Raw genomic sequence first — 21,518 nt, 5'->3', positions numbered from 1 at the left:
TGCAGGAAGAATAAATCATGAGTCGTCTTGACAGTTTCATCCGCCGTCTTTGTGCCCAGCGTGATATCCTGAACAGCCTTGCGGACGATGCGCGCGCGATCCCGGGCAACATCATGGAACTTGGTCTCGGCAATGGTCGCACATATGACCATATCAGGGCGCTGTTTCCTGATCGCCGTATCATCGCCTTTGATCGCGTGATGCAATCCTACGAAAGCTCGACGCCTGACAGCAATAATCTGGTGGTGGGTGAAATCAAGGACACGGTCCGTGATTATTTCGGCATCGAGGCAGCGCTTGTGCATGCCGATATCGGCACGGGCCATGACGATCTGGACGCCATGACGCTGACATGGCTACCCGATGCCGTGGTACACTTGTTGAAACAAGGTGGAATAGCGGCCAGCGGGCTGCCGCTTGATCATCTGGAATTGACGCCAATGCCGGTGCCGCACAGTGTCCCGGCAAAGCGCTATTTTCTATATCGCCGTCGTTAACGTCACTGGCGTCGGGCAGCCTGCAACGTGTAGCTGCGTGAAATCTTTTTATCCCGCCTTTATGTGAGGCGAGATACTTCCATTTTGCTGCAAACGCACTAGAAATATACTGGCAAGAGCGGAGGAGGCTTCGCAAAATGCACAGGTATATATAGAGCGATTGACGGCGTTGGCACCATAGCAGTACGGCCCGGCGGGCTATCGATTTCAAAACGGGACTTCATGGAAAAAAACCTAGCCCGCTATATCTGGTCCACGACGCGCGCCCAGCAAGCCTGGATTCTTTTTGTCGTCGCCGTCTCGATGATCCCTTATTTCCTGTCATTCGATCTGCCCAAGCAGATCATCAACGGCCCCATCCAGGGAATAGGTTTCGAGAAGCCGGGCGCGACGCAGACTTTCATGCGGATCACCTATGATTTCCCGATCGTGGGCGAGGTGGTCTTCTTCGGTGGCTTGCAGCTCACCCGTGTCCAGATGCTTATCGGCCTCAGCATGGTGTTTCTGCTGCTGGTGGTGATCAACGGGCTCTTCAAGCTCTACATCAATACCTATAAGGGCAGGCTCGGTGAGCGAATGCTGCGCCGCATCCGCTTCGATCTGGTGGACCGGGTGTTGCGGTTTCCGCCACTCCATTTCAAACGGGTGCGTTCTGCAGAAATCGCCACCATGATCAAGGATGAGGTGGAGCCGCTCGGAGGCTTTACCGGCGATGCTTTTGTACAGCCGGCCCTTCTTGGGGGGCAAGCTGTTACGGCGCTTGTCTTCATCCTGATGCAGAATTTCTGGCTTGGCATGATCGCCGCGATCATTGTTGCCGCGCAAGGCATCATCATTCCCCGGATGCGCAAGCGGCTTCTGGAACTGGGACGTCAGCGCCAGCTGTCCGCGCGGGAGCTTTCGGGCCGCGTGGGCGAGATCGTCGACGGCATCAACGCCATCCACAGCAACGACACGTCGAATTTCGAGCGCGCCGATATTGCCCACCGTTTGGGCCACATCTTCACCATCCGTTATGATCTCTACCAGTGGAAATTTCTGGTCAAGTTCATCAATAATTTCCTGGCGCAGGTCACGCCGTTTCTGTTCTACATGATCGGCGGCCTTCTGGCGCTTCAGGGTCGGCTCGACATTGGCCAGCTCGTCGCCGTCATCAACGCCTATAAGGACCTGCCTGGTCCGCTCAAGGAACTCATCGACTGGGACCAGAACCGGCAAGATGTGCAGGTCAAGTATGCGCAGGTCGTTGAGCAGTTCAGCGTCGATAATCTCATCGACCCGAAGGTACAGTCCGTCCATTACGATACAGTTTCCCCGCTCGACCAGCCGCTCGTCGTCACCAATGTCACGGTGCCGGACGACAGCGGCGCGACGCTTCTGGAACATATCAGCATCGAGTTGAAACCGACCGAGACCGTGGCGCTGATCGGGCCTGCGGGCAGTGGCAGCGATGTGTTTGCCGAACTGCTCGGTCGGCTCGTCTGGCCCTCGGCCGGGCGGGTCTCAATCGACAGTCACGATCTTCTTGAATTGCCCGAATCCGTCACCGGGCGGCGCATTGCCTATGCATCGGGTGACGGCTATTTCTTCAGTGGTTCTCTGCGCGACAATCTGCTCTACGGGCTGAAACACGCCCCGCTGACCAAGGTCGCCTATGAGGGCGACGAAGCGGTAAAACGGCGCTGGGAAATTGCGGAGGCGCGCCGTGCAAGAAACCCCGATTTCGATCTCAATAGCGACTGGGTCGATTACGCTGCGATGGGCATTAAGGGGCGGGACGAGCTTTATGCCATTGTGCGACCCGTTCTTGATGCGGTGATGGTGACCCATGACATTTTCGATATAGCGCTTTTGTCGAAGGTCGATACGGTTGCTCATCCTGAATTCATCGGGCGTATCGTGGAACTCAGGCAGGCGCTGCGCCAACGGCTTGACGGCAGCGATATGGCCGAACTTGTCATTCCTTTCGAGCCAGATGTCTATAATGCGCAGGCGACAGTGGGTGAAAATCTGTTGTTCGGCGTACTCGACCGCTCTTCTATGACCATCCGGCAACTGGCGGCACATCCTTTTTTCCGTGAGGTTATCGGCGAGAACGATCTACTTGCGGATCTATACGCTATGAGCCTCGAAATCGCGCAAAATGCTATCGAGCTTTTCCGCGATCTGCCTCCGGATCACCCTTTTTTCCAGCAACTGACCTTCATGCGGCCGGAAGACATTCCCGATTACGAGACGCTTTTGCAGCGGGTGAAGGGGCTCAGCGTTGATGCGGTATCGGACGATGATCGCGTCAACATCGTGCGTCTTAGCTTCGCTTATATCGAGCCGCGGCATCGTTTCGGCCTTTTGAGCGAAACGCTGAAAGCCAAAATTGTCAAAGCCCGGACCCGCTTCCTGCGAGATACGCCGAAAGATCTGCGCGCGGTGATCGAGCCTTATGAGCCGGACCGCTTCATCAAGCACGCCACGCTTCTCGACAACCTGCTGTTCGGCAAGATCAGCTATGGGCAGATGAATGCGTCAGATAAAATTCGGACGATTCTCATCGATCTCTTTGAGGATTCGGGCCAGCAGCGCACCATCTTGATCATCGGCCTCGATTTTGATGTCGGTTCGGGCGGCAAGCGACTGACCAGCGTGCAGCGTCAGAAAATCAATATGGCGCGGGCTTTGCTCAAGCATGCGGATTATGTGGTGTTCAATCGGCCGTTGCCGTCGCTGGACCAGCGCATCCAGATTCAGATCGCGGGAAATATTATGCACTCTCTGCATAAAGAAGGTCATAAACCCGCGATAATATGGGCGTTGAGTAATTTTTCTCTCGCCAGAGACTTTGACCGCGTTATCGTGTTTGATCACGGGCGGGTGGTTCAGGATGGTACCTACGAGGTGCTGATGGAGGAAGATGGACCGCTCAAGGAATTGCTGTCGTAAAGCGTGGTGAAGGGGAAGATCGATGCTGTTGAAGGATGAGGTTGAAATGCTGCGGCGCATGCCGTTCTTTGCCGGTATAGAGCCGGCGAAGCTGAAGCTGCTCGCCTTTACCTCTGACCGCATGACCTTCAAGCCTGGAGAGACACTGTTCCATCAGGGCGACATCTCCGACGCAGCTTACGTGATCCTTTTGGGTGGCGCGGATATTCTTGTCGATTCACCTGGTGGTCCGATCAAGGTTGCCGAAGCCCAGCCCAACTCAATCGTCGGTGAAATTGGCATTCTGTGCGATATGGGGCGCACCGCCACGGTGAGGGCGGCGACGCCGCTGGAAACCTTGCGCATCAGCAAGGAGCACTTCACGAAAATCCTTAGCGATTACCCGGAAATGGCGGTCACGATTATGCGGGAATTGGCGAAACGGCTTGGCCAGACCACTGCTGAACTGACGCTCGAGCGCAGCCGCAATCAGAATGTGCGTGCTGATTGAACGATAAGTCCAACGTGGTCCCGGCCTGACGGTGTAATTTTTTTGTGACCGTTATGCCGCAGTTTGTAAAACCCACAGCCGAAATCCCACTTTGGCTCAAATTTCTTGTTCTGAGCGTTGTGGTGAATCTGATTTTCTCAATAGCCCATGTTGCGGCATCATTCCGATGGGATTGGGTGCAGCGCTTTTTAGTCATCACTTTTATCGCAAACACCTTGCCGATACCGCGAAGGAAGTCACGAGCGTTTATCGAACTCGGATTGGCGCTGCTGGATTGTATCCATGTGCTCTACTGTCCAGTGATAAAGGCTCGCGAAGGGCGCTTGCAGCGAGCGCCCCAAAGGGGTCAGGGCATATTCAACACCCAATGGCGGTCCAGGTAATATCCGTCGCGTGAGCATCCCATTGCGTTCAAGTTTGCGCAAAGTCTGGGTCAAAACGCGCTGAGTGATGCCCTCCAGCCGTCGCTTGATCGCGTTGAAACGCCGGGGTTCGTCGTTGAGCACCTGCAACACCAGCATCGACCATTTGTCGGCAATCTGGTCGAGAATTTCCCGGCTCGGGCAGTCGGCGCGGTAAATCGGGTCGCTCTCATTCGTCATCGGTATCCTCTTGGATATCTGGGATGCTTTTAGTGCGTAATTGACACTAGATATCCATTAGATACCTTCTCCGCAACTGATTTCCATGAAAGGAACCATTATGAACGGCGATTTTTGTGCGATCCGAATTGTTGTTGCCGATGGCGTCGCGCATGTGACGCTCGACAATCCTCCGGTTAATATACTCAATGTGCAACTTATGACCGAGTTGCGGCGCTTTCTCACGGCAATGCGGGCCGAGGACAGGATCAAAGTCATCGTATTTGATAGCGCTAATTCGGATTTTTTCATTGCCCATGTGGACATGACTTTGATCGACGAACCAAAGGCCTTCGATGAACTTGCGAAAGATGCACCGGAGGGCCTGAATGTCTTTCAGGCCTTTTCTGAGATGTTACGCCATCAGCCGCAAGTAACAATCATCAAGCTCAAGGGGCTGGCGCGGGGCGGCGGGGCGGAGTTTGTTGCGGCGGCGGATATGTGCTTTGCCGAAATTGGCAGGGCGGGCCTCGCGCAATGCGAGGCGCTGATGGGCATCATCCCCGGAGGCGCGGCGACCCAGTATCTCGGGCATCGGTTTGGCCGCAATCGTGCGCTTGAAGCAGTTCTGGGGGCTGATCTTTTCGATGCTGAAACAGCCGAACGTTACGGTTGGATCAATCGCGCCCTGCCTGCGGACCAGATCGACACATTCGTGGAAACGCTTGCAAAGAATATCGCAACGTTGCCCGAAGGGGTTATCGAAGCCGCGAAGAAGGTGCTGCCTCCGGCAGATTTGCGTCCCGGCTTGGCAATCGAAAATCGCGCATGGGCTGATTTGTTCATCCGTCCTGCGGCGGAGCAGTTGATCCGTGGCGGTCTGCGCGACGGTGCGCAAACGCGAGAAGGTGAAAAACGTCTCGAAGCATTGCTGCGTGAGACCAATGCCAATCGTTTACGGTAGCGGCGCTGCAATGGACTATCTGCCGAGAAAACGTTGCCCCTGAAGGGCTTTCTCAGCGTACTTTTTGTACTTCTTTGCGGAGCCGACACTAACATGGCAGGCTTTAAAAGCCTATCATGTTAGTGCGTTGAGATCCGGACCAGAACTTTACCGACGGTCGTGTCCGTCTCCTATGCTTCATGTGCAGCAGCGATTTGTTACACTGGTACCTGCATGGCGATTTTGGGGTTGTATACCCCGGATGCGAAACAGGCATTTTTTATTTCCTATGAGGCATTCCAAACAAGGTCTTTGCGCCTTGCGGCTTTTAGCTCTCCGATCGACGAGATCGCCTGCGTCACAGCGCAATAGGAAATGCCGATTGCGGCCCGCGGTGTCGCCGACCGTGTCGTGTTCATGCGTGACGGCGTTATCGTCGAGTAGCGACCGGTGGGTGATATAATCGACAATCCACAACAGCCCGCGACACAGGCATTTCTGCCGCATTTTCACAGTCGCGGCTGAGCGGGCCCTGCTTTTCCCGGTCGCACAGTTGGGCAGATGCTGGTCCTAACGAGAGGCTGTTCAACACTACTCCTGCAAAAGAGCCGCAATTCTTTCGAGAATAAGCTCGCTTGCATCCAGAATATCTTTGGCGAGTGCCGCTTCCGCGGCCTCTGCATCACGCGCTTCGATTGCTTTCACGACGATATAGTGGTCTTCAATCATGTGACGGCCACCATACTCATATATGCCTGCAATCAACGGACCCATCTGAAGCCAAAGGGTTCCAAGGATTGTAATCAGCGATGGCATCCGCGCAATTTCTGCAAAAGCTGAGTGGAAAATCTGGTTGCACTCGAGAGCATCTTCCCAGCGCTGCTCCTTAATCGCGGTCTCATTGTCGTTGATAATGGACCAGAGCCGGGCAATATCATCCGGTGTCGCTGCAACGGCGGCGCGGCTGACCGCCAGCCCTTCCAGTCGCACCCGAATATCGCGTATCTCGCAATAGCGTTCCGGTGTCAGGATGGGCACGCGCACGTCGCGCGGTGTTTTCTGAATGAGGGCGTTGTCCTGAATGAGCCGAAGCAGTGCATCACGAACTGGCGTGACCGATGTGCCCAGCGAAGCCGCCAGCTCGCGAATGGTCAGCCGCGTGCCGGGGGCAAACTTGCCACGCATCAAGGCTTCCGAGAGTTTGCGATAAACGACATCGCCTAGGTTCTCGTGCACCAGAGTCTGCAATTCAGCAATTTTGTGCATGCGTGCGCTCTCCACTAACATCCAATATGGCCTTTTATCATATTTGTAGTTTGATGCATCAAATATGTTGCACGAAGGTAAAGTTATCTATAGCTTCCTTTAAAAGAACGATCAGCCTCCACGATTTCGTGTGTCGACAGCATAAGCTTTGCTGTCTCGGGCTGCATCTGGAAATAAGAGGCCGTAATAGCCGGTCCACCGGCTTTGAAAGGGGAATTACATGACGAGACAGCCCAATTCCGTTGAAGCTCGCGACATCGCCTATCATTTCCATTCCAACACCAATGCGCGCCGTCACGAAGAAATCGGCCCAGTGGTGATCGAAAAGGGTGATGGCATCTACGTCGAAGACAATAACGGCAAGCGTTATATCGAGGCGATGGCGGGCCTTTGGAGCGTCGGCGTCGGCTTTTCGGAAAAGCGTCTTGCCGATGCTGCGCACAAGCAGATGTTGAAGCTGCCCTATTCGCACACTTTCACGCACCGGTCGCATCCCCCCGTCATCGAGCTAGCCGAAAAGCTGATCAGCATCGCGCCGGTTCCGATGAGCAAGGTCTATTTCACCAATTCCGGCTCGGAAGCTAATGACACCATCATCAAGATGTTGTGGTTCCGCGCCAACGCCATGGGCCAGCCACAGCGCACCAAGATCATCGGTCGCAAGCGCGGCTATCATGGTGTGACGATTGCATCGGCAAGCGCCACCGGCCTGCCGGTCAATCACAACTCGTTTAATCTGCCGCTGCCGGGCTTCCTGCATACGACCTGCCCGCATTATTACCGTGATGCACTGCCGGGCGAGACGGTCGATGAATTCACCACGCGTCTTGCCAAGGATCTGGAAGACATGATCCTCGCCGAGGGACCGGAAACGGTTGCAGCCTTCATTGGCGAGCCGGTGATGGGGGCAGGCGGCGTCGTTGTTCCGCCGGAAGGTTACTGGGAAAAGATCCAGGCCGTGCTGCATAAATACGATATTCTGCTGATCGCCGACGAAGTGATCTGCGGCTTTGGTCGTACCGGCAATATGTTCGGCTCGCAGACCTTCAATATGAAGCCCGATATCATGACGCTGTCGAAGCAGATTTCGTCGTCCTATCTGCCGATCTCGGCCTTCATGTTCAATGACCGCGTCTATCAGCCGGTGGCGGATGAAAGTGCACGCCTTGGTGTGTTCGGTCACGGTTATACGGGCTCGGGTCATCCGGTTGCGGCTGCGGTTGCGGTTGAAAACCTCAAGATCATCGAAGAGCGCGATCTGGTGACCAATGCGCGTGAAACCGGCGCCTATATGCAAAAGCGCCTGCGTGAATTGGCCGACCATCCGCTGGTTGGTGAAGTGCGCGGCGTTGGCCTGATTGCCGCGCTTGAACTGGTTGGTGACAAGGCAACCAAGGCGCCACACGAAAAAGTCGGCACACTGGGTGGTCTCGCCAATGCGGCGATGTTCGGCAATGGCGTCATCACGCGCAACATGGCCGATGCGATTGCGTTTTGCCCGCCCATGATCATCACGCCTTCGCAGGTGGATGATGTTGTCGCGGCAACGAAGAAGTCGCTGGATGAAACGCTGGCCGCAATCGGTCGGGCTTAAAGGCAAAAATCTGAACGAGCGCACCGGGCTTTAATAGCCCGGTGGCGACATGCATTAAAATGTGATTGGATACATTGGACGCTTATAAGTAGATTATTCAGCGTCAAATGAGAAAAAATAAAACATAATGTATCCAATATCATTGACAGGGTGGTCATTCTATATAAGCGTTAACGAATAAAAGAAGGCAAAATCGCCTCACAAAATCAACCGCAGAGGGCAAAATGGGAGCTCGTCTCGATATGAATCTGAAATATGCTATTGGCTCGTCCATACTGGCGCTGGCTGTCTCGTTTTCAGCAACCGCACTTGCTGCAGATGGATCCGGAAAATGGTGGCCCTTCAAGATCCAGTCCGCGAAGGACGGTGATCTGAAGTCGGTCTCTGAAATTGAATACACGCCGCTGGAGAAGGCAGAAAAGCCGTGGAACCTCTGCGTTCTCTATCCTCATATTCAGGATGGCTACTGGGTGTCGGTCAACTACGGCATGGTAGAGGAAGCCAAGCGTCTGGGCGTCAATCTGACGATCTATCAGGCTGGCGGCTACACATCACTTCCCAAGCAAATCTCGCAATATGACGATTGCGTCGCGGCCGGCGTGGATGCCATTCTGATTTCGCCAATCTCGGAAGCGGGCGTCGCTGCGAAGATCACTGAAGGCATGAACAAGGGCATCGTCAATATCGCTGTGGCGAACCCCATTCTCGAAACGCCGATCACTGCCCGCGTCACACCAGACTTCTATCAGAAGGGCTATCAGACCGGCGAGTATGCCAAGAAACTTCTTGGCGACAAGGAAGGGAAAGCAGTTGGTTTCCCCGGACCTCAGGGTTCCGGATGGGCGGAAACCTACATGAGCGGCTTCCGGGATTCCGTCAAAGAAGGCAATATCAAGTTGCTGGCCGAGCAGTTTGGTGAGGCCAGCGTTCCAGCACAGTTGCGTCTGGTAGAAGATGCACTGCAGACCTATCCCGATATGAACGTGATCTGGGGTGGGGCCCCAACTGCCGAAGCTGCGATTGGCGCGGTGGAAGATGCCGGGCGTGACGATGTGATGATCGTTTCGTCCTATGAAAACCAGACGATGCTGGATGCGGTCAAGAGCGGAAAAGTTGTTGCTTTTGCAACTGAGTATCCGGTCATGATGGGTCGTATTGGCGTTGATCTTGCTGTTCGTGCCCTTGAAAAGAAACCGCACGAGAAGGTGCTGCTCGTTTCTCCTGGTATTGTCACGAAGGACAATATCGACAGTTTTGATACGACGCAGATCTTCGCCCCAGCCAATACGCGTCCGGTATTTTCGGTCAACGCCAAGTAGGCTGCGTTTTCAGGCAGTTTCGCCTTTCAACAATGCGACGTCGTCTGGCCTCGAAAGAGGCCGGGCGGGGATCATTGATCGGGAATGAACATGCTTCACATCAAAGGGCTGACAAAGAATTTCCGCAACATTGCCGCGTTGAGCAACGTTGAGCTGCACCTGAAGCCTGGCGAGGTCCATGCGCTTCTCGGTGAGAATGGTGCGGGGAAGTCGACGCTCATCAATTTGATCGTTGGAACTTTCGAGCCGTCGGCGGGTGAGCTGACGGTGAATGGAAAGACCTACAACAAAATGAACCCCGCACTTGCGCGTGAACTTGGTATCGCGTCGGTGTTTCAGGAGTTCAGCCTTGTTCCGGATTTGACGGTACTGGAAAATTTGTTTTTGGCGCGCGAAAAGAGTGGCAGGCTTTTCCTCAAGAAAGCGGCCATGCGCGCCGAGGCCCAGCAGTTGCTGGATGAGCTGGAGTTTCATGTTCCGCTGGATGCGATGGTCGGGCATCTGTCGCGTGCTCAGCGGCAAATGATCGAGATTGCCAAAGCGCTTCGGCTTGACCCTAAAATTCTCATCCTTGATGAGCCGACGGCATCGTTGACTGATGGTGAGGCGGAAAAGCTGTTCCGCACTATCCGGCGATTGAAGGAAAAGGGCGTCGGCATCATTTACGTATCCCACCGCATGGCGGAACTACGCAATCTCTCTGATCGCGTGACAGTTCTGCGTGGCGGTAAATATATCGGAACGGTGAATACCGGTGAGATCAGTGACGAAGGTCTGATCGAGATGATGATCGGACGCCCGGTCTCGGAACTGTTTCCAAAGATCACAACCAGTCCGACCGAAGTTGCTCTGAAGATCGACAGGCTTTCGGTTGAAAACGGTACTGTCGTCGATGCCAGCATTTATGCGCGAGCGGGTGAGGTTGTTGGTCTTGCCGGTTTAGTTGGTTGTGGGCGCTCGGAATTGTGCCGCGCCATCTTTGGTCTCGAAACGATATCGTCCGGACGCGTTGAGCTCCATGGCAAAGTGGTAGAGCGTCCGACGCCTCCGGTCATGCTGGACAACCATCTTTGCTATTTTCCTGCAGACCGTGGCGAGGAAGGATTGGCCTTGATCCGCCCCGCCCGCGAGAATGTAACCATGGCTGGCTTAAACCTGCCAAGTCTTTCCATTGGTCCATTCTTCAAGCACAGGAAAGAAGCGTCAGTGGTCGCTAGTCCGCTGAAGGAACTGGCGCTTAGCCCCTTCGATCCCGAAAGGCGTGCGCGAGCATTTTCGGGTGGAAACCAGCAGAAAATCATGCTGGCGCGCGGTTTGATGAAGGATTTCGACGTCTATATTTTTGATGAGCCCACAGTGGGGATCGATGTGGGCGCCAAGGCCGATGTCTACCGATACATCAAGCGTCTCGTAGAGGGCGGAGCCTGTGTCATTGTCTCCACTTCGGAATTGCCCGAGCTGATCAATCTGTCGACACGCATTTACGTCATGCATGAAGGTCGGATCATGGCGGAAATCCAGGAAAATGAAAAATCCGAAGCGAGCGTATTGTCTCACTATTTTGGGGAAAGCGCCGGGAAGGAACTGATAGCATGACGGACACCGTCGCCCGACAAGCTGCCCCTCATAGCGGGCCGCATTTTCTCCAGCGGTTTATCGCCAGTGGCGGTATCGTGTTTACGTTCCTGGCATTGTCCCTGATCATTACCTCGCTGATAGCGCCGAGCTTTTTGAACCGGCTCAATCTGATCAATGTGATGAGAAATTTCTCATTTCTGGCACTGCCTGCTCTCGCGCAGATGCTGGTTATGACAATCGGCGGCTTCGATCTCTCGGTTGGTGCTGTCGTTGCCGGAGGAACATTGGTTACAGCCACGATCATGCTTGTCGTGGGACCCATGTTTCCGGGAATGGAACTCTATGTAACATTGCTCGCATTATTGGCTGTCCTCGCACTTGGTGGACTGGTGGGGCTTATTAATGGTGCGTTAGTTGCGACCTTTAACATTTCGCCCTTCATGGTGACGCTGGCGGTAACTTCCATCATCATGGGTGTTGCTCTCTATTTCACACAAGGTATTCCTGTTTACGGTGTGTTTGACGGCTTTATCAAAGGCGTCGGTCGAAATCAGATCATGAACATACCAGTGATCATGATCATCGTTCTTGCCGTCGCGGTACTGTGTGTCGTGATGCAGCGTCACACTGCTTTCGGACGTCATATCTATGCGGTGGGCAGCGATCCTCGTTCAGCACTTCTTTCCGGCATCAAGGTCAAGCGTGTGATTGTATCCACTTATGTGCTCGCAAGTGTTCTCGCGGCTCTGACCGGTTTTCTGATGACGGCTCGGCTTGGGTCCGGGCAGGCTACCATCGGCAGCACGCTGGCTATGGAAACAATCGCCGCTGCTGTTATTGGGGGCGTGTCACTGCGTGGCGGGGTAGGGCGAGCGGAACTTGTTGTTCTAGCAGCATTGTTCCTGACGGTGATCGGCAATGCGATGAACCTGCTTCAGATAGACAGTAAATTTCAGACGTTGATGCTTGGCGCGGTGTTGATCGGCGCGTTGGGGATAGAACGTATGCTTCAGGTGAGGAAATGACCATGTCCGACACCACAACTTCCCGGCCTGTCATCAAAAGATCCATGTCGATTTCACATCGCCTCACCAGCTTGGTTTTGCCGCTTGCAATCCTTGCCACTCTCCTGTTGTTCGGCTTGGTGGAACCGCGCGTCTGGTCGCTCGGCAATATCCAGAACATCGTCGTACAGGCGAGTTTTCTTGCAATCTTTGCGATGGCGCAAACCTTCGTCATTCTGACACGCGGTTTCGACCTTTCGCTTGGCTTCAATATTTCCTTGATCAGCGTGGTTTCGGCCATGGTGATGGTCAATGGCGGTGACGGCACGTCCGTATTGCTTGGAATGGGCGCAGCGCTTGTTATCGGAGCGGCAATCGGCATGACGAATGGCGTGCTCATCGCCGGGTTCCAGCTCAACGCTTTGGTGGTGACGCTGGGTATGGCCAATATCATCCTTGCTCTGGCTTCGACTGTAAGCGGTGGCTTCCCGATTACTGGCTTGCCTCCAGTCTTCAACGCTGTGCTCTCGCAAGGAAAATTCCTTGGTCTGTCCGCGCCCATATGGGTGCTTGCATTGGTCTTCATTGTGCTCGGTTTTATCCTGACCGCCACCAAATTCGGTCGTAGTCTCTATATCATCGGCGCGAACCCCAAGGCTGCGCGGGCGGCCGGTATTCGGGCGGCGCCTGCTGTTATTTTGGCCTACACCATTTGTGGGCTGCTGACGGCCATTGGAGCGATCATGCTGACAGCACGCACAGGCTCTGGCGAACCCAATCTTGGTGGAAATCTCACACTGGAATCCATCGCGGCTGCAGTTGTTGGTGGTGTGCGCCTTACCGGTGGTGAGGGCGGCGTGACCGCAGCCCTGATTGGAGCACTTTTCATCACGGTTCTTTCCAACGGTATGAACCTCATTCAGGTTGATGGCTATCTTCAGCAGATATTCCTTGGCCTCATCATCATCGTTTCTCTGGTCGTCGTACAGCTGCAGACGCAGCGTTAGTCCAGGGTTTTCGTATTCGCATTGCGAGCGGCTTCGCCGTTCATTTATCGACCCCAAAAGAGATATCTTGAGGATCAAATGACATATCAGGTTTGCATCGATATTGGTGGTACTTTCACGGACTGCCTTGTTTCGAACGAAAAAGGTGAAATCTCGATCTTTAAATCGCCGACGACACCGGGCGAGTTTGAGAAGGGATTTATCAATGTCCTCCATGTCGCCGCCGAAGGCTATGATCTAACCCCTGATGCCTTCTTCCAGCAGGTCGACCTTATTGTGCATGGTTCCACCGTTTCGACCAACGCATTGGTTGAGCGTAAAACCGTCAAGGTTGGACTGATTGTTACCGAAGGCCACCAGGATGTGCTTGTTCTGCGTGAAGGCCCACGCAAGGGCGCGTTTCAGTGGCGGCTGGATTATCCCGAAGCCTATGTGCCGCGTCACCTGACACGCACCGTCAGTGAACGCATTGATGCGCGTGGACGCGTAGTCACGGCGCTCAATCGCGATGACGTTGTGAAAGCAGCGGAAGACTTCAAGAAGCTCGGAGTCGAAGCGATTGCCGTTGGCCTGCTATGGTCCGTGGTTAATCCGGAACACGAGTTGGAAATACGCCAGATATTGGAAGAGAAACTGCCGGGCGTCGCCATCACGCTCAGCCATGAAATCAATCCGATGCCGCGCGAATACAAGCGTATCATCGCTGCTGCAATTGATGCCTCGATCAACCCCATCGTCAAGCGCTATATCGAAAAGCTGCGCCTTGCACTCGACGAGACCAATTTCGGCGGTGAGTTGCTGCTGGCTAATTGTGTTGGCGGCATGATGCCGGTTGCAGAAATGATCCGGAAGCCGATTTACTCGGTCATGTCGGGTCCAACCCTTGCTCCAATGGCCGCGCTTGCCCTTTCAGACGAGCCAGACATTATTGTCGGTGACATGGGTGGAACGACATTCGATGTTTCCGCTTTGCGCAACCATCAGATCATTGTGACGCCTGACAGCATGATCCATCATGACAGTCTTGGCATTCCCAAGGTGGACGTGCGCTCGGTGGGTGCCGGTGGGGGGTCAATCGCGTCGGTAGACGCTGGCGGTCTCTTGCATGTTGGGCCGCATAGTGCAGGCGCGCGTCCGGGACCTGCCTGCTACAACAAGGGTGGAGAGTTGCCGACAGTCACTGACGCCAATGTCGTTCTGGGGATTGTCGATCCAGACTATTTTCTGGGCGGCAAAATGCAGTTGCGGAAGGATTTGGCCGAACAGGCATTGTCGAAGGTTGCAGGCGAGCTTGGGGTTTCCAATGAGGAAGCTGCCTATGCCATCTACACGACCTCGAACCACAACATGGTGGCCGCAATTGAAGAAATCACCGTGCGCGAGGGAATCAACCCGCGTGACAGCTTCTTCGTTTGCGGTGGCGGTGCAACCGCTATCCATATCGCGGAGATGGCCGATATTCTCGGTCTGAAACGTTATATGATCCCCCGCTTCATGGCTGGTCTTTCGGCTTTTGGCGGTCTGATCTCGGATATCCGTCGCGAGGATACCGGCGTGCTTTTGACCTCGAGCGAACGCTTTGATCCGGAAGGTGTCAACGCAATCCTGTCACGGCTGATGGAGTCCGGCGACGGGTTCCTTGATGAGGCCGGTGTTACGCGTGAGAACCGGCGCTTCGAATTCAGTTTCATGGGACGGTACGAGTATCAATCCTTCGAGATTGAAGTTCCGTTCACGCCTGAAAATGGCCAAGTCACGCAGGCCCAATTGGCAGAATTCGTTGAAGCATTCCACAAGATGCATGAACGCATCTATTCCATTCGTGCGGATGGTGACGTGGTCGAGTTCACAGCCTGGAAATTGCGTGCGATTGGCAAACGTACCGGACAGGACGTTTGGCTCAGCCATACGCTGCATAGTCAGGACGGTGCGGTCCAGCCCAAGGGTTTCCGCAATGTGTACAGCCACAAAATCAAGGCGAAAGAGGAATTGCCGGTCTACGAACTGGCGGGACTTGGCGCTGGCGCGCAACTTGCAGGGCCGTGCATCGTCGATGCCGAAACCTTTACCGCCTACCTGAAGAAGGGGCACGACGCCACCGTGGATACATATGGCAACCTCGTTGTCCAGGTAGCCTGATCAGAAAGGTTCAGTGATGAATATGAGCACAAAAATATCTGATACGGGTGCAGCCCGTCGCGTAGATCCTTTTCTTATGTCCGTTCTCAAAAGCCGCTTCGAGGCTGTGGTGCGCGAGATGACGCTTGTTGTCATGCGTGCCAGCCGGTCGGCTGTTATCAAGAACGCGCGCGACTTTTCCTGCGCGATCCTGACCTATGATCATCGTCTGGTATCGGTCGAAGATGCCCTGCCTATCCACGTCATGTCGATGGATCTGGCGACCCGCCCGATCACTAAACTCTTCGACGATATCAAGCCGGGTGACATCTTCTTCAACAATTGTCCTTTTACGGGCGGCACGCACCATGCCGACTTGATCGTGGCGATGCCGGTTTTCTATCAGGGCAAACCGCTATTCTGGATGATGGCGCTGTCGCACCATGCTGATACCGGTGCGCCGACGCCATCGACTTATCTCCCATTCGCGAAGAACATCTTTGAAGAAGGGATGCACTGGCCCTGCGTGCGCATTGCAGAAAACTACAAGGAAAAGGCGGATATTCTGCGCATTGGCTCCATGCGCAATCGCGTGCCGGAAATGTGGCTTGGCGATGTGCGTGCACAGATTGGAGCCTGCCGCACTGGTGAGCGTCGAATTCACGAATTGCTGGAACGCTATTCACCGGAAACGGTACTGGACTTCGTGGAAGACTGGTTCGATTATGGTGCGCGATGCGCAAAGGCCGCCATTGCGAAGCTTCCTGCTGGTCAGTACAGCTACGAAATTCGTCACGACCCGGTGCCCGGCGTTGCCGACGAAGGAATTCCCGTCAAATTGACCATCAATGTCGATCCTGATAAAGGCGAGATTGTCGTTGATGCGCGGGACAATATCGATTGCGTTCCAGGCGGCCTGAATCTGTCAGAGAACACAGCGACAGGGTCATGCCGCATTGGTGTGTTCAACAATCTTGATGAAAGTGTCCCGCATAATGAGGGCGCGAAATCCCAGATCAAGGTATTGTTGCGAGATGGTTCCGCAATCGGCAAGCCCAAATACCCTGTTGGAACTTCCGTTGCCACGACCAACGTCAATGACCGGTTGATGATTGCTGGCAACGCGGTGTTCTCCCAGATGGGCGCGCCATATGGTCAAGCTGAAAGCGGCTCGCATCTGCCGGCGGGTGTTGGGGTCATTTCAGGCCAAGACCCGTACAAGGATGGCAAGGGCTATGTGAACCAGGTCTTTGTCGGATATGCCGGTGGAGGCGCTTTGCACGGCCATGATGGCTGGCTAACCTATTGCGGCCCGGCAAATGCTGGTTTGATCCAGCTGGACTCTGTCGAGGTCGATGAATCGATGTATCCCATCATCATCGAGCGGCGTGGCGTTGTTCAGGATTCGCAGGGTTATGGTGAGTTTGAAGGGTCGCCGACAGTTGGCGGCGTTTTCTATCCGCTCGACCATGATATGACGATTGTCTACGCTGCTGATGGCACAACCTTCCCGCCACGCGGCGTTTTGGGCGGCGGTACGGGCAAGGCTTCGGAAACGGTCAAGATTGTGGGCGAAGGCAAGGAAGAAACTCTGCCCGCCTTTGCGGAAGTCGTCATTGAAGACGGAGCGAAGATTGCTTTTACAGCCTCGGGCGGCGGCGGTTACGGCGACCCGCTGAAACGCGATCCAAAGCGCGTGCTTGCAACCGCAAACCGTGGCTGGTTGTCCCCGGAAGCTGCCGAAAAGGTCTATCGCGTTGCTTTGGTTTCGAATGATGAGGAACCGGGCACCTTCAAGATCGATCTCGAAAGAACGGCGAGCCTCCGCGCTTAGAGCATCAGCATACCATAGCGAAGATAGCCCCCCGCATTGCTGACTGCGATGCGGGGGTTATTGTTTGAGCTGATGACCGCGCAAAAAAGAAACGGCACTCCAACGGAGTGCCGTTTTATAATGTCTGTTTGATCAGTGCAGATTACACCGCGTGTCGTTCCGTGACGAATTTGGTTGTGAGATAAGGTTCGATGGCTTCGCTACCGCCTTCGGAACCATAGCCACTGTCCTTGACGCCACCGAACGGCACTTCCGGGAGAGCCAGACCAAGATGGTTGATGGTCAGCATGCCTACCTCGACACGGCGTTCGAGTTCGGCAATCCGTGCTGCCGATTGCGTGAACGCATAAGAAGCAAGGCCGAATGGCAGACGATTGGCTTCGCTGAATGCTTCTTCCGCATCGGAGAACGGAATGATCAGTGCCACTGGGCCAAACGGCTCATCATTCATGATGTTCATATCGCGCGTGATATTCGTCAGAACCGTCGGTTCATAGAAATTGCCGGAATTGCCGATGCGCTTGCCACCGGCAGCAACATTGGCACCCTTGTCTCGGGCATCGGCCACGAGCGCTTCAATTGCTTCCACGCGACGTTGCGAAACGAGCGGCCCCATGGTGCTGTCGGCTTCGAGACCGGAGCCAACCTTGACACGACCGATTTCCTGAAGAAACACATCGACAAACTGATCGACGGCCTTGTCCTCAATCAGGAAGCGGGTCGGAGAGACGCAGACCTGACCGGCATTGCGGAATTTCGAGCGACCCATCGTGGTTGCTGCTGCCACGATGTCGGCGTCGCCAAAGACCAGAACCGGTGCATGGCCGCCTAGTTCCATCGTGGCGGGCTTCATGTGCGCACCTGCCAGCGAGGCAAGGTGCTTGCCGACCGGCACCGATCCGGTAAACGAGACTTTGCGGATGGCCGGATGCGCGATCAAATAGCTCGATATGTCGGCTGGTACGCCATAGACGAAGTTGACGACGCCCGCCGGAAGACCAGCGTCATGCAGCACTTCGGCCAGAACAGTGGGCGAAGCGGGGGTGTCTTCCGAAGGCTTGACGACGAGCGAGCAACCGGCGGCAAGTGCCGCACCCAGTTTACGGGCCGTCTGCGAAACCGGGAAGTTCCACGGCGTGAAGGCAGCCACTGGGCCGATCGGCGTCTTGAACACTGTCTGGCGAACGAAACGGTCGCGCGCAGGGATGATGCGACCGTAAGCGCGCCGGGCTTCCTCGGCGAACCAGTCGAAAATATCGGCGGAGACGTTGATTTCCGCGAGCGCTTCGGCAAGCGGCTTGCCCTGTTCGAGCGTCAGTAGACGCGCGGTGGCTTCAGCGCGCTCGCGCAGCAGCGTGGCGGCCTTGCGCAGAATATTCGAGCGTTCGAAGACGCTCATATCGCGCCAGATGTGGAAGCCGCGTTCGGCAGCTAGTGCTGCCGCTTCAAGCTGGGCTTTCGAGGCAACGCCAACCGTTCCGATGGTTTCATTATTGACCGGATTGAGCACGGCGATGGGCGTGCCGCCTTCGCCTTCTACCCATTTGCCATCGATGAACAGTTTGGTGTCGCGGTAGTGAGGATTGGTCATGACGTACTCAATTGCCTGTTTGCAAGCGTTGAAAGATCAGATTTCCGATAGGTATGGCTGACGTGGCTGCGGGGGACGGCGCATTGCACACATGCAGCACACGTTTTGTCTGGTGGAACTTGAAGTCGTGAATAAGCTTGCCGTCTCTCGAAACGGCTTGGGCCCTTATGCCCGCCCGATAGGGCCGAAGGTCGCTTTCCTGCAGGGATGGGCAATATTTCCGACACTTTTCCAGATAGCTCTTCTTGAACAGACTATCCTTCATTTCTTCCAGGCCGGACGACAGATGGGCGGTGATTACCTTCCAGAAACCCGGAAAGGCCGCATAGGTCGCAATATCGCGCAAGTTGGCCGAGAATTTTGGATAGCCCTCGCGCGAAAGGCCGAGAACGGCATTGGGTCCAACAGTCAGGCTGCCGTCGATCATCGGCGTCAGGTGAATACCGAGAAACGGCATTGAAGGATCCGGCACCGGATAAATCATGCGTTCGACGAGTTTGTTCAGTTCAGGTCGCAAGGCGTAATATTCGCCACGAAACGGCACTATCTGGAAGTCCACATCAACACCGGAGCGCCGGGCAAGGCGGTCAGCCTGCAGACCGGCGCAGGCGATGACCTGCCTGCTTTCCCAGACTTTGCCGCCCGCATGGACCCGCACACTGTCACTGCGTTCTTCAATGCGGTCGACACTGACATTGAACTCGATATCACCACCAGCAGCGCGAATGAGATCGGCCATGGCGCGGCAGACCGCACGATAATCAACAATACCGCTCTGTTCGACCAGCAATGCGCCAAGTCCCGTCACAGCGGGTTCGAATTCGTGTAGTTCACCGCCGCTGAGGCGGCGGCAGGTAATGCCGTTCGCCGCCGCATTTGTTTCGAGCGCGGCGAGGCGTTGCACTTCGACATCGTTGGTCGCAACGACAAGCTTGCCGGGAACACGATAAGGAATGTTGTTCTCGTCGCAGAATTGCTTCGTCATGCGCTCGCCAGCGCGGCAAAGCTCTGCCTTAAAGCTTCCGGGCTGGTAATAGATGCCAGCGTGAATCACACCGCTATTATGGCCGGTCTGATGCATCGCGACAGCTTCTTCCTTCTCCAGCACAAGAATGCGGGCTGAAGGCTCCTGCCGGACAATGGTGAGGGCCGTGGCAAGGCCGACTATGCCGCCGCCAACCAGACAATAATCATACATGAGAAGAACCGATGTTTGTTGTATGATGCATCATGAATTAATTGCACGAAGCGTCATTGGCGTCAATTGGTTTACTGAGAGGACGCTCGTTATGTCTCAGCTACCAATGGGATGGCTCTGTGAAGCCGGTTCGTGGCAGGGATATCTAGAAAGCAATGTCAGTAAAGGCCGTGCGGTTCCGTTCCAGTTCCATGCGGGTGCGGCGAATGTGGCTGTAAAGGGCTCTTTCTGAGTCCTCGACATCTCTTCGCTTGATGGCTTCCATCAGAAGCCCGTGCTCGCATTGTATGATCCAGAACCGTTCACGGCCCAGCAGCATTGTGTAAGCGCGCCGATAATGCTGTGTCGTATTCCAGATGCGCTCGATCATTGGAATGAGCGTAGGCATGGCCGTCGCACGATAGCTCGCGAGGTGAAATTGACGATCAAGCCGCAGGAATTCCTCCACATCCGTCGTGGCGTCTATGGCGCGACAGATCTCTTCTAGGCCGAAAATATCCTCATCGGTCAAGTGCGGGAGGCTTTCGCCAAGCGCAAGCGGTTCAATCCGCTCGCGGATTTTCCACATCTCCACACACTCATTGATGTCGACACGCGCAATCCAGACACCACTATTGGGAACGATGACGACGAGGCCTTCGCTTTCGAGCTGCTTGAGAGCTTCCCGAACGGGCACGCGGCTCGTGCCGAATTGTGCGGCAAGTTCCTCTTGCCGGATGCGCAGTCCGGGCGCGAACTCGCCGCTCAGAATCTTCTGGCGAATTTCACTCGTTACTCGAAGACCCAACGTGGTTTCATTCATAAAATGGCCCCTTCTATGCTCTGACAGTGCATCAGAGACGCCAGATATAGCAGACAATGTTCGGCGCTCGTCTACTACTTTTACCGTCGGACGAAGAGGCGATCACGACGTTGTTCCAACCGGACTCCAAAGGCGACGCGTCAGACCTTTTTCATAGGCCTTGCCATTCGGGAAGGATACGAGCTCGAGCTGCATTCCCCAGGGTGTCAGGAAATAGACCCAGGTTTGCCCTGCACTCGGACCATCTTTCCGCACGACAGGCTCACCGAGAATGCGGACATCATGCATGCGTAAATACTGCACAGCCGAATCAATATCGTCGACATAGAAGGCAAGATGGTGTCCCCCGACGTCGCTATTGCGCGGCTGGACCGGGTTTTGGTCCGGTGACGAATACTCAAATATCTCGAAGTTGGAACCATTACCGCAGCGCAAGAACTGTAGCTTCTTCATGACCGCGCGCGGATGCACGTTGAGGGCTGTCTGCATCCATTCCCCGTCAGACGAGAAAGGGCCGAGCTCATAAAATGGCTCGCAGCCAATGACGTTTACGAAGAAATCCACCGCCTCCGCCAGATTAGGGACGGTGAAACCGATATGCTCGGTGCCTCGCAGGCCGGGTAAGCCAATGTCATGCGCAGACGCTTTGTCTTGATGGCTGTAGTTACTCTTCGACATTCGCTCACCTTCACGTCAATGTATCCAATCAAGCCATAGTTCATTGTGAAAATGCCTTTGTCGAGGCATAATTTGCGGAAA

The 21,518-nt window shown here is 54.9% G+C and carries 17 protein-coding genes and 1 pseudogene; 12 read left to right on the top strand and 6 right to left on the bottom strand.

Going from position 1 to position 21,518, the window contains the following annotated elements; genetic code table 11:
- Positions 1-17: 17 nt before the first annotated feature.
- The 3 genes from ACTJKP_RS17840 to ACTJKP_RS17830 all read left to right on the top strand — a co-directional run bounded on the left by ACTJKP_RS17840 (position 18) and on the right by ACTJKP_RS17830 (position 3,924).
- A complete protein-coding gene (locus ACTJKP_RS17840; RefSeq protein ID WP_440631624.1) occupies positions 18-497 on the top strand; it encodes a class I SAM-dependent methyltransferase in 480 nt (159 codons plus the stop codon).
- A 222-nt stretch (positions 498-719) separates the two neighbouring features.
- The gene (locus ACTJKP_RS17835) at positions 720-3,434 is read left to right on the top strand and encodes an ABC transporter transmembrane domain-containing protein (protein ID WP_440631623.1); all 2,715 of its coding nucleotides are present in this window, start codon (positions 720-722) and stop codon (positions 3,432-3,434) included.
- A gap of 22 nt (positions 3,435-3,456) precedes the next feature.
- Positions 3,457-3,924: a cyclic nucleotide-binding domain-containing protein gene (locus ACTJKP_RS17830; RefSeq protein WP_440631622.1), complete on the top strand. Its 468-nt coding sequence runs from the start codon at positions 3,457-3,459 to the stop codon at positions 3,922-3,924.
- Positions 3,925-4,160: 236 nt separating this feature from the next.
- On the opposite strand, the gene ACTJKP_RS17825 is transcribed toward ACTJKP_RS17830, so the two are convergent.
- A complete protein-coding gene (locus ACTJKP_RS17825) occupies positions 4,161-4,526 on the bottom strand; it encodes a winged helix-turn-helix transcriptional regulator (RefSeq protein WP_440631621.1) in 366 nt (121 codons plus the stop codon).
- Between the two features lie 100 nt (positions 4,527-4,626).
- Between ACTJKP_RS17825 and ACTJKP_RS17820 the strand changes: the two genes are divergently transcribed.
- Entirely contained in the window at positions 4,627-5,469 is an 843-nt protein-coding gene (locus ACTJKP_RS17820; protein ID WP_440631620.1) for an enoyl-CoA hydratase/isomerase family protein, read from the top strand.
- 366 nt (positions 5,470-5,835) lie between these two features.
- Positions 5,836-5,973 (top strand): annotated as a pseudogene (locus tag ACTJKP_RS17815) (amino acid ABC transporter ATP-binding protein); the annotation flags it as partial.
- Between the two features lie 66 nt (positions 5,974-6,039).
- On the opposite strand, the gene ACTJKP_RS17810 reads toward ACTJKP_RS17815, so the two are convergent.
- A complete protein-coding gene (locus tag ACTJKP_RS17810; RefSeq protein WP_440631619.1) occupies positions 6,040-6,714 on the bottom strand; it encodes a GntR family transcriptional regulator in 675 nt (224 codons plus the stop codon).
- A 220-nt stretch (positions 6,715-6,934) separates the two neighbouring features.
- Here ACTJKP_RS17810 and ACTJKP_RS17805 point away from each other — a divergent pair, with 220 nt between their 5' ends.
- The 7 genes from ACTJKP_RS17805 (at position 6,935) to ACTJKP_RS17775 (ending at position 17,168) form a co-directional block, all read left to right on the top strand.
- Positions 6,935-8,308, top strand: coding sequence for an aspartate aminotransferase family protein (locus ACTJKP_RS17805; RefSeq protein WP_113534483.1), 1,374 nt, complete (start codon positions 6,935-6,937; stop codon positions 8,306-8,308).
- 242 nt (positions 8,309-8,550) lie between these two features.
- Positions 8,551-9,627, top strand: coding sequence for a TMAO reductase system periplasmic protein TorT (gene torT, locus ACTJKP_RS17800; protein WP_440631618.1), 1,077 nt, complete (start codon positions 8,551-8,553; stop codon positions 9,625-9,627).
- Between the two features lie 90 nt (positions 9,628-9,717).
- Entirely contained in the window at positions 9,718-11,223 is a 1,506-nt protein-coding gene (locus ACTJKP_RS17795; RefSeq protein ID WP_078340138.1) for a sugar ABC transporter ATP-binding protein, read from the top strand.
- Positions 11,220-12,230, top strand: a complete 1,011-nt coding sequence (locus tag ACTJKP_RS17790; protein ID WP_440631617.1) for an ABC transporter permease — start codon at positions 11,220-11,222, stop codon at positions 12,228-12,230. The genes ACTJKP_RS17795 and ACTJKP_RS17790 overlap by 4 nt, the downstream gene beginning before the upstream one ends.
- 2 nt (positions 12,231-12,232) lie before the next feature.
- Positions 12,233-13,216, top strand: a complete 984-nt coding sequence (locus tag ACTJKP_RS17785; RefSeq protein ID WP_440631616.1) for an ABC transporter permease — start codon at positions 12,233-12,235, stop codon at positions 13,214-13,216.
- 78 nt (positions 13,217-13,294) lie between these two features.
- Positions 13,295-15,355 (top strand): hydantoinase/oxoprolinase family protein, encoded by a 2,061-nt coding sequence (locus tag ACTJKP_RS17780; protein ID WP_440631615.1) that lies wholly within the window; start codon positions 13,295-13,297, stop codon positions 15,353-15,355.
- 76 nt (positions 15,356-15,431) lie between these two features.
- A complete protein-coding gene (locus ACTJKP_RS17775; RefSeq protein ID WP_440631614.1) occupies positions 15,432-17,168 on the top strand; it encodes a hydantoinase B/oxoprolinase family protein in 1,737 nt (578 codons plus the stop codon).
- Between the two features lie 142 nt (positions 17,169-17,310).
- Here the strand turns inward: ACTJKP_RS17775 and ACTJKP_RS17770 are convergent, their stop codons facing one another.
- The 4 genes from ACTJKP_RS17770 to ACTJKP_RS17755 form a co-directional block, all read right to left on the bottom strand.
- Positions 17,311-18,759: an NAD-dependent succinate-semialdehyde dehydrogenase gene (locus tag ACTJKP_RS17770; RefSeq protein ID WP_440631613.1), complete on the bottom strand. Its 1,449-nt coding sequence runs from the start codon at positions 18,757-18,759 to the stop codon at positions 17,311-17,313.
- A gap of 7 nt (positions 18,760-18,766) precedes the next feature.
- Positions 18,767-19,957 (bottom strand): L-2-hydroxyglutarate oxidase, encoded by a 1,191-nt coding sequence (gene lhgO / locus ACTJKP_RS17765; RefSeq protein ID WP_113485800.1) that lies wholly within the window; start codon positions 19,955-19,957, stop codon positions 18,767-18,769.
- A 145-nt stretch (positions 19,958-20,102) separates the two neighbouring features.
- On the bottom strand, positions 20,103-20,759 hold the full coding sequence (locus ACTJKP_RS17760) for a GntR family transcriptional regulator (RefSeq protein ID WP_078340118.1): 657 nt from the start codon (positions 20,757-20,759) through the stop codon (positions 20,103-20,105).
- Positions 20,760-20,861: 102 nt separating this feature from the next.
- A complete protein-coding gene (locus ACTJKP_RS17755; protein ID WP_440631612.1) occupies positions 20,862-21,437 on the bottom strand; it encodes a VOC family protein in 576 nt (191 codons plus the stop codon).
- Positions 21,438-21,518: the final 81 nt, after the last annotated feature.

This window comes from Brucella sp. 22210 (assembly GCF_052045675.1).
Lineage (GTDB): Bacteria > Pseudomonadota > Alphaproteobacteria > Rhizobiales > Rhizobiaceae > Brucella.
This window is presented reverse-complemented; position numbering and strand designations above follow the sequence as displayed.